We start from the raw sequence: 11,339 nt of genomic DNA on the forward strand, positions 1-11,339 counted from the left end.
AAGCAAAAGAAAAAGGCCCACCAAAAGGTGAGCCTTTTTCATTGAAACTTGGTGCTGGCTGCAGGACTTGAACCCGCCACCCCCTGATTACAAGTCCGGGCCAGATTTCATTAAAAACAAGCACTTAGATTGTTTTTTGCTCCGCAATCCACAAAAATATCCCGCCCGTGAAGCCGCATTGTGCCTGATTCGATAGGAAATTGCGGAGCAAAATTAGAGGAAATAATGAGCGCGAGTGAAATAAAACAAAATTCCTTGATAGAGTTGCGGCTTGGGCTGCCTGCCAAGGTCCGCAATCGGCCAATTGCGGACGTCGAAAACATTAACTTGGGCTGTGTCATCAGATGCCTAGCCCGCAACATTTATTACTTTAACGAGGGTAAAGATGTCTCGAATTAGTTCTCGCTTGAGAAAGCTGTTTGCGGTTATTGCGATTTTCTCCAGCCTCGCTCATGCCCAGCCGTCTTCAATCACTGGGACTTGGGAGTTGACGTACGTTGCTCCACAAGCTGCAATGAATACCATGCCAAATGGCGTGTCGAATCAAAAACTGTATTTTTCTGAAACGGGTAAGTTATATGTTCTGGCCCCCGATCAGATATCAGTTGAAGGCGTTACTGCAGTCGACTATGTCTTTGACGGAAAACAATTAAAACTGAATGCCCCAGGAGCGCAGCGACAGCGGGAGGTGAACATCACTTTTGCTGATAGCAGCACGATGGTGATGACACAGACCTCCGAAGCCAAGCGCATCTTTAAACGTGTAAAGAGCGTTGAGACCAAACTTGAGCCCCAAAGTCTACAGCTGGTGACTGATGGTTCAAGGTCTGAAGATTCTCAATATGATCGCAGCGATTACTCTGGGCTGCCTGCGTTTGAAAAAGTAAAGGGTATGTGGGAAGTCATTGCGTACGAGCGGGTCCCGAGAAGTCAAATGCCACCTTACGGATTTTTCAACGATGTGTGGAAGATAGATTCTTCCGCCGTCACTATTTTCCGCCGCGAACCGGTAGCAAAGGATGCAGTTCCAAATATGTTCAATGGAAGCCTGACTAGCAGCGGCATTAGCTTGGGTGGGCCGATTGGATCGAAGATCGAATGGACGACATCCTTCAACGAATGGGGCCAGCTTGTATTGGACAGCAAATACTGCCGCGTAGTCCTGAAGCGTACGACCGCCAAAGACGGGGATATTTCAGCGTTTCCGTTGAAGGTAGTTGTAGTGCGTTTTGATGGACATAACTGAAAGGGAGTTTCGTTGCTGCATGTTCGCAATCGGCCAGAAGCAGCCGCGATAAAAGTAGGACTTGGAATTGACGATTTCTGCGATGATTAGTCGCTCGGATCAAATAAAATAAAAAATGACGCCACAGACCCTACTACGTTCTTCAATTTCAGAAGCTTCTGTGCCTGGCGCATCCATGGCCGTCATTCGCGACGGCGTGTTGACGATGACTGCTGTCGGTGTCAGAGACAATGTCAAAGGTGAGCCTGTCGACAATCAAACTGTGTTTGATGCGGCTTCACTCAGTAAGCCTATGGTGGCTTATGCAGTGCTCCAGCTTGTGGATGCCGGCATGCTCAAGCTGGACGAGGTACTTTCGGCGTATGTCTCGCCAGTCGTGGAAGACTCGCCTGCGGCGGCAAGAATCACGGCGCGCCATATTCTTACTCACACATCAGGACTTCCCAATTTATGGAGCAAAGATCCTCCGCAAGTTCATTTTCATCCGGGTACGCGATTTAGCTATTCCAGCGTTGGATTTTCCTATCTTCAACGCGCTATTGAAGCGATAACGGGCGAGTCTCTGGAAACCAACATGAAGCGGCTTGTATTCGAACCGCTTCGCATGAAATCGTCCAGTTTTGAATGGCAACATCAATACGCCGACAATGTGGCGCAGCCACATGAAAACGGTGAACGGCTAGATAAACATCACCCTCCACGCGCTAGTGCTTCTTACTCGCTTCAAACGACCGCAACTGATTATGGCGCTTTTCTTGCGGCGGTACTGAGTGGTGAAAGACTGAAGGAAGCAACAAGCGAGCAATGGCTAGCCCCTGCTATCAATGCCACAAAGGGAACTGCCGAGCACCTGGAAAGCGTGCCCGCTGAAACCGAAAAGGACATCGGATGGGGACTTGGCTGGGGATTGGAGCTAGGCCGCGGCACGTTCTTCCAATGGGGAAAAATATCTGGCGTGCGTACATTCGTAATGGGAAGTCGACCCGAGCGGTCTGGCGTTGTTTTGTTCACCAACAGCAATACAGGTCTTCGCTTGATGAGCGATATAGCCCACGTGGTCCTTCCTGGCGAACATCCTGCTATTCAATGGCTAAAAATGTGCGTTTCCGAGAATTAGAACAACGACCAAAAACGCCTCAGCGAGTGCTCCGTTCTCTGCTGGCGACGGCTGCAATCGGCCAGAAGCGGACTTCAGATCTCAACCCTAAATCAAATAATGGAAGACCCAGTCACATTTGACGTTTATGCCAAGGCATTCGAACCATACGCTGACCTTTTGCGGCTTATGGTCGCCACTAATGCATATGAGAGCCAGCTAAAAGTCCGTGTCGCCGCAAATAACGCATTGAATCTGGGTGACTTCAGCTTGATTGCGAAACATGTCAGCTGGACACAAGCCCAAACTCTCTTGGCAGAAGTTGCGTCCAGAAGTGCGACAAAGTTGATACAGGCTGGGTATTTCCCTTCGGAGACTCTTAAGTATTGCGTCAAACATGACTTTTATTATGGTGGTTGCTTGGGCTGTCACGTCTGCAATAATTTTTTTACGAAGTAGTTCCAGTTTGCGCTGATACCCGCTTTCGGCCAGAAGCGGACCTCGGTTGCAAGTATCCTTTTGCCAAAGAATTCGAGAATATGAAATCAAATTCATCACTTGCAACACCGTTCTTTGAAGCATTGATCGGAGAGAAAATATCTCATGTGTGGAGAGGCGGTGGCTCGGCAATCTTTATTGAATTGGGTAGCCTCAGAAAATCGAGGAAACTCAATGGTGAACCAGGTGAGCCCACAGGGGATATCTCTGTGATGATTGAATGGAGTTGGCGTATTGAAGGACCTAAATCTATCCTGGGAGGAAGCTGGAGCGCTGAACGTAGCTGGCCAAAGATATTTAAAAAGATCGTCGGAGAATCAATTCTCGACGTGCAGTTATTCGGCGCACTTCCAGAAATTTGCATCTTGCTTTCGAACGGCTTGCGAGTGACCTCATTCATGACTGCGAACGGCCAACCGCAATGGGCAATACTTACCCACGATGTCAGTCGCGGTAGTCTCGGAGTAAAAAGAGGACGTCTTCATGTCGAAATATAATTGCACTCGGATGGCTGAAATCGGCCAGAAGCGGACTTAGTAGGCAAAAAAATAGCCCGATGAATTCGGGCTATTTTTTTGCGAGTAAAAATTATCCTGTTTTAGCGACTGCATAAAATCACCAAAAAACAGCCTGCTCCGCAAAAAAAAGTGCATTGCGGAGCAAAAGAAAAAGGCTCTCCGGTCGGAGAGCCTTTTAAATACTGGTGCTGGCTGCAGGACTTGAACCCGCCACCCCCTGATTACAAGTCAGGTGCTCTACCAGATGAGCTAAGCCAGCAAAACTGAGAACGAGATTATAGCCTATTTAATTCTGGTTAGTACAGGTCTTCCACCTTTTTTTGGTGGTTCAGGCTCATTATCGTGGTTTTCTTCGCTACTGGACTCGACTTTTTCCGATGCCGGGACGGATGCAAGGCCTAAAGGCTGCGCCGGCGCTGCCTCAGGCTGATCATTCGTCTGTTCGCCGACAGCGAGCACTGCCGGCGCTTCGAACGCCATGCCTTGCCCGTTTTCGCGCGCATAGATGGCGATGACGTTATCGACAGGAACCGAAATGTCGCGCGAGACACCACCGAAACGTGCGCTGAAACCGATGACGTCGTTGTCCATCTTGAGGCCACTGGTGGCTTCGAAGCTAATGTTGAGGACAATCTCACCGTTCTTGACGAATTGCATGGGCACGCGCGTTCGCGCATCCACCACGACCGCGATGTGCGGCGTATAGCCGTTGTCTGTGCACCATTCGTAGATGGCGCGCAGGAGATAAGGTTTGGTAGATACTTCTGGCATGACAAAAACCGATCTGGAAAAACGGACTGCTGCGCAATAACGCTGCAATCTTGAAAGCGACCATCTTAAATGCGTTCGCCGATTGTCCTATTGAAATGGATCAACCGGCGAGACAGGATAATACAAAATGCAGCGCGAAGCTTAACGACGCATGACCTTTTCAGAAGGTGTCAGTGCTTCGATGTAAGCAGGACGCGAGAAAATACGCTCAGCGTATTTCATCAGCGGCGCTGCTGTCTTCGACAGTTCGATACCGTAGTGGTCGAGACGCCAGAGCAACGGCGCCAGCGCGACGTCGAGCATGGAGAACTCGTCGCCGAGCATGTACTTGTTCTTCAGGAACAACGGAGCCAGCGTAGTCAGGCGATCGCGGATTTCTGCGCGGGCCTTTTCGTGAGATTTTTCTGCTGCCTTGGTTTTTTCATTTTCCAGGGTGTGCACATGGATGAACAATTCTTTTTCGAAATTGAACAGCATGAGGCGTGCACGCGCGCGCATCAACGGATCTGCCGGCATCAGTTGCGGATGCGGGAAGCGTTCGTCGATGTATTCATTGATGATGTTGGATTCGTACAGAACCAGATCGCGCTCGACCAGGATAGGCACCTGACCGTATGGGTTCATGACCGAGATATCTTCCGGCTTGTTGAACAGGTCAACGTCGCGGATTTCAAAGTCCATGCCCTTTTCGAACAGAACGAGGCGGCAACGTTGCGAGAATGGGCAGGTTGTGCCCGAGTAGAGAACCATCATTTTTGTAGTGCCTTAGAAACAAAGGGGTGAGACGCTGTACGTCTCACCCCGATACGTACGTCCGCAGACTGCGCGGACACAATAAACTTACTTCACTGCTTACTTAACTTCTTTCCAGAAGGAGGCGTTCAGACGCCATGCCAACACAAGGAAGCAACCCAAGAACAGTAAAACCCAGACGCCGAGACGCTTACGCGTATTTTGCGCGGGTTCACCCATCCATTGCAAGTATCCGACCAAATCAGCGACCGCATTGTCGTATTCGACAGCAGTCATCTTGCCTGGTTTCAACTGTTCGAAGCCGACAAACTTGTGAATGGTCTTGCCTTCTTCGTGCGGATCTTTCTCTTCGGCATACTTTGGAGCGCGAATACCTTGCAATTCCCACAACACGTGCGGCATGCCGACGTTAGGGAAAACCATGTTATTCCAGCCGGTTGGGCGGCTGTCGTCCTTGTAATACGTACGCAGATAGGTATAGATCCAGTCCGGACCGGTGCCTGATTCGGACGCTTTGGCACGGGCAATCACGGACAAGTCCGGCGGAACCGCACCAAACCATGCCTTGGCATCTTGCGGCAGCATGGTGTTTTTCATCAGATCGCCGACTTTTTCGCCGGTGAACAACAGATTGTTTTTGATTTGGTCTTCCGACAAGCCAATGTCGCGCAGACGGTTGTAACGCATGGCTGATGCCGAGTGGCAATTCAGGCAATAGTTGACGAACAGTTTGGCGCCATTTTGCAGGGCAGAAACGTCGGTCGTGCGATCCGGCGCCGTATCCAGCGGGTACCCGCCTTCATTGGCGTAAGCCAGCGCAGGCAGCAGCACGAGAGTCGCAATCAGTCTTTTCAGCAATATCATTTTTATCCTCGTGGCTGGCTTAGTGCGGATGATAAGTAACGCGGTCAGGCACTTGCTTGAACTGTCCTGCAGCACTCCACCATGGCATCAGCAAAAAGAAACCGAAGTAAATGAAAGTACATACTTGACTTACGGTCTGAGCAATATCGTTCAGGATAATGTGTTCACCGACACGCAGCGCACCCCAGACTCCCGGCGGCTTGACGCCCAGATATCCCAGCACCAGGAACGCAATCGCGAACACGATGTAGATATGCTTGTGCCAGCTCGGGCGATAGCGGATCGACTTCACTTTTGAATGATCCAGCCAAGGCAAGCCGCCGAGGATCATGACGGAGACACCCATCAGCACGACACCAAAGAATTTCGCATCGAAAATCGCCATACCGGCAATGATCGCTACACCGATGACGATCGCCGCGATCTTGAAGATCGCATTGCGGTTTGATTTCACCAGCAGCAGCGCGACGTAGGCGGCAATACCGGCCATCAGATAGACCATGAAGTCCGAGGTCGTTGCACGCAGGATCGAGTAAAACGGCGTGAAGTACCAGACCGGCGCGATGTGCGGCGGGGTCTTGAGCGAATCGGCTGGAATGAAGTTGTTGTATTCGAGGAAGTAGCCACCCATTTCCGGCGCGAAGAACACGACGGCGGTAAATACGATCAGGAACACGGCAACCGCCATGATGTCATGCACGGAGTAGTAAGGATGGAAAGGAACACCGTCCAGAGGCACGCCTTTTTCGTCCAGCTTTTCCTTGATCTCGACGCCATCCGGATTGTTCGAACCGACTTCGTGCAACGCGATGATGTGCGCAACCACCAGACCGATCAGCACTAGCGGGATCGCGATCACGTGGAACGAGAAGAAACGGTTCAACGTCGCGTCGGAAACCACGTAGTCGCCGCGAATCCACAGCGACAGATCAGGGCCGATGAAAGGAATCGCGCCGAACAGGTTGACGATCACCTGTGCGCCCCAGTACGACATCTGGCCCCATGGCAGCAGGTAACCCATGAAGGCTTCGCCCATCAGGCACAGGAAGATCGCCACACCGAACAGCCAGACCAGCTCGCGTGGCTTGCGGTACGAGCCGTACAGCAGGCCGCGCACCATGTGCAGGTAGACCACGATGAAGAATGCCGACGCGCCGGTGGAGTGCATATAACGCACCAGCCAGCCCCAGGGGACGTCGCGCATGATGTATTCAACGGAAGCGAAGGCCAGGTTGGCATCCGGCTTGTAATGCATCACCAGGAAAATCCCGGTCACGATCTGAATGACCAGAACCAGCAACGCCAGCGAACCGAAGGCGTACCAGAAATTGAAATTCTTGGGAGCGTAGTACTCGGAAAGGTGAGCTTTCCAAGTGGAAGTCAGAGGAAAACGGGCGTCAACCCAGTTCAATGCTTTTGCGGATACAGGTGCGTCTTTCGGCAATTGTTTTTCTTGGAATGCAGCCATGGTTACGCCTCGCCTTTCTCATCTTTGCCGATGACCAGTTTCGTGTCACCTTCAAACATGTACCGTGGAACCTGGAGGTTGTCTGGGGACGGTTTGTTTTTGTAGACCCGGCCCGCCAGGTCAAACGTTGAACCGTGGCACGGACAAAGGAAACCACCTTGCCAGTCGTCCGGCAGCGATGGTTGCGCACCAGCTTGGAACTTGGAGCTTGGCGAGCAGCCCAGATGCGGACAGATACCCACGACGACCAACAAATCCTTCTTGATCGAACGCCATTCGTTCAGTGCGTATTCAGGGGTGGTAGAAAATTCGGTGCGCTTGGATTGAGGATCAGCGACCTGTGCGTCGACTTTTTTCAGCGAATCCACCATTTCCGGTGTGCGCTTCAGAATCCAAACAGGCTTGCCGCGCCATTCGACGGTTTTCATCTCTCCCGGTGCCAAGGTGGAAATATCCACTTCGACCGGTGCGCCCGCTGCTTTAGCGCGCTCAGATGGTTGAAAAGTTGAAACAAATGCTCCTGCTGTAGCCAGTCCTGCCACGCCACCCGCCGCGCAAGTCGCGACGAGCAAACCTCGCCGACTGGAGTCGACCTGTTTTTCGTTACTCATACCAACCCCAATTAGTGAAAATACGAAAACTCAACGGAACTTCCAGCAACCTTAGATTATAACTAACCTGAAGTGCCTTTTAAAGCGAATAACAATTCGGGAAATGCGATTTATGGAACTTTTTTAATATTTCAAGTACTTCCATAGAAATGTCTCTGTTTTTTGTATTGTGCAATAAATTGCCAGCAATTTACTTTTTAATCGAAGCACGATATAACCGACTGCGTCGTTTTGCAACAATTTATAGGAGAAAAAGATGGGCATGATGCAAGAATTTCGTACTTTCGCGCTCAAGGGCAACGTTGTCGACCTCGCTGTCGGTGTGATTATCGGCGGTGCTTTCGGCAAAATCGTCGAATCGTTGGTGCAAGATATCATCATGCCGGTGGTCGGAAGAATCTTTGGCGGACTCGATTTTGCGAACTACTACCTGCCGCTGAACGGCCAGGGAAGCCAACTGACGCTGGTTGAGGCGAAAAAGGCCGGCGCGGTTTTCGCCTACGGCAATTTCCTGACTATTTTGATCAACTTTTTGATTCTGGCTTTCATCATTTTCCAAATGGTGCGCATGATCAATAAAGCGCGCGATCTGGCGAGCCATCAGAAAGAAGAGGCGCCCGCCGCTCCTGCCGCACCACCGGAAGATATCGTCCTGCTCCGTGAAATCCGTGATTCGCTGAAAAAATAAGCTCGCGATACAAAAAAACCCGCTCGCAGCGGGTTTTTTTATCGGGGAATTGCATCAGGCCGGATTGTCGATGTCGATAAATTGATGATGAATGCCGAACTGCTCCGCAATATGCGCACCCAGTGCCTGCACGCCGTAGCGTTCGGTGGCATGGTGACCTGCGGCGATGTAGGCGACGCCGCTCTCACGCGCCAGATGCACGGTTTGTTCGGAGATTTCGCCACTGATGTACACGGATGCGCCGGCGGCAATGGCGTCGCCAAGAAAGCCTTGCGCACCGCCGGTGCACCAACCTACCTTGCCGATTGCTTGATTGGCGTCGCCGATCAGCAGAGGCGTGCGCCCCAGGCGGCGCTCAATCAGGCGGGCAAGGTCACCCACGGTCGCGACATTGGCGTCGGGCTGCACACTTCCCAGCCATCCCAGCTTATCGTCGCAGAAGCGATCCTCGCCGATCAGGCTGAGTTGACGCCCGAGCTGTGCGTTGTTGCCAAGCTCAGCGTGACCATCGAGCGGCAGGTGATAAGCAAACAAGTTGATATCGTGCGTCAGAAGCGACTTAAGGCGCTTTTGCCGGGTACCGATGACACGCGGATCCTCGCCGCGCCAGAAATAGCCGTGGTGAACCAGAATGGCGTCTGCCTTCAACTCCACCGCCGCATCAATCAACGCCTGGCTCGCCGTGACGCCGCTGACAACCAGCCCGATCTCGGCACGCCCTTCCACCTGTAGCCCATTTGGGCAATAATCGCGGTATTGTGCGATATTCAGCGTTTGCGCTAAGTATTTGGCAAGTTCATCCCTATTTGCTGTGCGCAGGGTCATCTTTTATCCTCATTTTTATTTCAATATGCGACGTTTTTGGCTGTTGTTTGCACAAACCGTAACGGTCGGTTTGGCGGTTTGGTTCATTGTAGCTACCTTGAAGCCTGATTGGGCCAGTGGAACCTTGAGTTCCCGCGTGCGTCCCGCCGCTTCCTCGGTTCAGATGCAGGAAGCCGCTCCCGGTGCGCCGACGCCTAACTCCTATCGAGACGCCGCGCGTCAGGCGATGCCGTCGGTGGTGAACATCTTCACCACGACGGAAGCACGCCCGCAAAAAAATCCTTTCATGGATGATCCGTTCTTCAAGAAATTCTTCGGTGACCAGTTCGAGGATCAACAGGACGACAAACAATCCAGCCTTGGTTCCGGCGTGATCGTCAGCCCGCAAGGCTACATCCTGACCAACAATCACGTAGTCGAAGCCGCCGACGAAATCGAAGTGGCGCTGGCTGACGGCCGCAAGGCAACCGCAAAAGTCGTCGGCACCGATCCGGAAACCGACCTCGCCGTAATCAAGATCGACTTGCCGAACCTGCCTGCCATCACGCTGGCGCATGTGGAGCAAGCCACCGTCGGCGACATCGTGCTGGCCATCGGCAATCCGTTTGGCGTTGGCCAGACCGTCACCATGGGCATTATCTCGGCGCTGGGTCGCAATCACCTCGGCATCAACACCTTCGAGAACTTCATCCAGACCGATGCAGCGATCAACCCGGGCAATTCCGGCGGTGCACTGGTCGATACCAACGGCAACCTGCTGGGCATCAACACGGCGATTTATTCGCGTACCGGGGGCAACCTGGGCATCGGCTTCGCCATTCCCGTCTCGACCGCCAAGAACGTGATGGAAGCCATCATCAGTCACGGCCAGGTCGTCCGCGGATGGATCGGCGTCGAGCCACAGGACATCACACCTGAACTGGCAGAAAGCTTCGGCCTGACCAAGAAGACCGGCGCCATTATCGCGGGCGTGCTCAAGAATGGCCCTGCGGACAAGGCCGGCATGAAGCCGGGAGATATCCTGATCAGCGTTGAAGGCAAGACCGTCAGCGACACGACCGAAATGCTAAACCTGATCGCGCAACTGACGCCTGGAGCAAAGGCCAAGATGACCGTGCTGCGCAAGGCGCAGGAAACCACACTGGAAATCGTCGTCGGCAAGCGCCCGCCGCCGAAACGCGAAGAGCGCGAATAGCAAAGAAATCGAGAGTAACGAGCAGCCCTCGTTACTCTCGTATCAGCTGAAGCGAACACCACGAATAGAAACAAGAGAGCAAGCGTATGCACATCCGTGATCTGACTCAATATCTGGCAGAGCTGTCGGAGAACAATAACCGCGCCTGGTTCGTCATGAACAAGCCACGCTATGACATCCTGCGTGCCGAGTTTTTGGAACTGGTGACTCAGTTGATCGCCGACATCAGCAAATTCGATCCGATCATCGCCAGCTGCAATCCAAAGAAAGCACTGTTTCGCATCAACCGCGACATGCGCTTCTCGCACGACAAGAGCCCGTACAAGACGCACTTCTCCGCTTCGCTGACGGCCAGCGGCTTGAAGAAACCGAGCTCCGGCGGCGGACCTGCCTATTACTTCCACATCGATGCCGACGGTCAGTTGCTGATCGCCGGTGGTGAATACATGCCGCCCTCGGATCGCCTGCGTGCAATCCGTCAAACGGTCATTTCCGATGCCGCTGGTTTCAGCAAGGTGATCAAGACCAAGTCCATCAAGGACAACTACGGCGGTTTGCAGGAAGAAGGCAAACTGACGCGTCCACCCAAGGGTTTCGACGCCGACAGCCCGCATATCGAATACGTCAAGCTGAAGAACTTCATCGTCTGGAAAGAAAGCAGCATCAAGAAGAAGATTCCAGCCGATCTCGGCAAGGAAGTACTGGCTGGCTTCAAGGATGCATATCCGCTGGTGCATTGGCTGCGCCAGATCCCCCTGGTGGTACCCGAGTAATCGGCCTCCGGCCAAATAAAAAAGCCACTGCAT

At 52.5% G+C, this 11,339-nt stretch carries 12 protein-coding genes and 1 tRNA gene; 6 read left to right on the forward strand and 7 right to left on the reverse strand.

Features of this window, described 5'->3' with window-relative positions; genetic code table 11:
* The first annotated feature begins 385 nt into the window (after nt 1–385).
* The 3 genes from PQR63_RS23460 (at nt 386) to PQR63_RS23470 (ending at nt 3,337) form a co-directional block, all read left to right on the forward strand.
* Entirely contained in the window at nt 386–1,246 is an 861-nt protein-coding gene (locus PQR63_RS23460; RefSeq protein ID WP_408170692.1) for a hypothetical protein, read from the forward strand.
* A gap of 115 nt (nt 1,247–1,361) precedes the next feature.
* On the forward strand, nt 1,362–2,363 hold the full coding sequence (locus PQR63_RS23465; RefSeq protein WP_408170694.1) for a serine hydrolase domain-containing protein: 1,002 nt from the start codon (nt 1,362–1,364) through the stop codon (nt 2,361–2,363).
* A gap of 518 nt (nt 2,364–2,881) precedes the next feature.
* A complete protein-coding gene (locus tag PQR63_RS23470) occupies nt 2,882–3,337 on the forward strand; it encodes a hypothetical protein (protein ID WP_408170695.1) in 456 nt (151 codons plus the stop codon).
* Between the two features lie 204 nt (nt 3,338–3,541).
* Here PQR63_RS23470 and PQR63_RS23475 read toward each other — a convergent pair.
* From PQR63_RS23475 to petA, 6 genes are all read right to left on the reverse strand, one after another.
* A tRNA-Thr gene (locus tag PQR63_RS23475) sits at nt 3,542–3,617 on the reverse strand.
* A 23-nt stretch (nt 3,618–3,640) separates the two neighbouring features.
* Complete coding sequence (locus PQR63_RS23480; RefSeq protein ID WP_408170697.1) at nt 3,641–4,129, reverse strand: ClpXP protease specificity-enhancing factor; 489 nt, start codon at nt 4,127–4,129, stop codon at nt 3,641–3,643.
* 141 nt (nt 4,130–4,270) lie between these two features.
* Nucleotides 4,271–4,882, reverse strand: a complete 612-nt coding sequence (locus PQR63_RS23485) for a glutathione S-transferase N-terminal domain-containing protein (RefSeq protein WP_408170699.1) — start codon at nt 4,880–4,882, stop codon at nt 4,271–4,273.
* Between the two features lie 99 nt (nt 4,883–4,981).
* Entirely contained in the window at nt 4,982–5,746 is a 765-nt protein-coding gene (locus tag PQR63_RS23490; protein ID WP_094562515.1) for a cytochrome c1, read from the reverse strand.
* A gap of 19 nt (nt 5,747–5,765) precedes the next feature.
* On the reverse strand, nt 5,766–7,214 hold the full coding sequence (locus PQR63_RS23495) for a cytochrome b (RefSeq protein ID WP_408170701.1): 1,449 nt from the start codon (nt 7,212–7,214) through the stop codon (nt 5,766–5,768).
* 2 nt (nt 7,215–7,216) lie between these two features.
* Nucleotides 7,217–7,825, reverse strand: a complete 609-nt coding sequence (gene petA, locus PQR63_RS23500) for a ubiquinol-cytochrome c reductase iron-sulfur subunit (protein ID WP_408170703.1) — start codon at nt 7,823–7,825, stop codon at nt 7,217–7,219.
* A 256-nt stretch (nt 7,826–8,081) separates the two neighbouring features.
* On the opposite strand from petA, the gene mscL reads away from it, so the two are divergent.
* On the forward strand, nt 8,082–8,513 hold the full coding sequence (gene mscL / locus PQR63_RS23505) for a large conductance mechanosensitive channel protein MscL (RefSeq protein WP_408170705.1): 432 nt from the start codon (nt 8,082–8,084) through the stop codon (nt 8,511–8,513).
* 54 nt (nt 8,514–8,567) lie between these two features.
* On the opposite strand, the gene PQR63_RS23510 is transcribed toward mscL, so the two are convergent.
* Nucleotides 8,568–9,338: a Nif3-like dinuclear metal center hexameric protein gene (locus PQR63_RS23510; RefSeq protein WP_408170707.1), complete on the reverse strand. Its 771-nt coding sequence runs from the start codon at nt 9,336–9,338 to the stop codon at nt 8,568–8,570.
* 25 nt (nt 9,339–9,363) lie between these two features.
* On the opposite strand from PQR63_RS23510, the gene PQR63_RS23515 reads away from it, so the two are divergent.
* A complete protein-coding gene (locus PQR63_RS23515) occupies nt 9,364–10,533 on the forward strand; it encodes a Do family serine endopeptidase (RefSeq protein WP_094562510.1) in 1,170 nt (389 codons plus the stop codon).
* Between the two features lie 86 nt (nt 10,534–10,619).
* Nucleotides 10,620–11,306 carry a DUF2461 domain-containing protein gene (locus tag PQR63_RS23520; RefSeq protein ID WP_094562509.1) on the forward strand — a complete coding sequence of 229 codons (687 nt, stop codon included), beginning with the start codon at nt 10,620–10,622 and terminating at the stop codon, nt 11,304–11,306.
* Nucleotides 11,307–11,339: the final 33 nt, after the last annotated feature.

The organism is Herbaspirillum rhizosphaerae (genome assembly GCF_046025915.1).
GTDB classification, from domain to species: Bacteria; Pseudomonadota; Gammaproteobacteria; order Burkholderiales; family Burkholderiaceae_D; genus Herbaspirillum; species Herbaspirillum rhizosphaerae_A.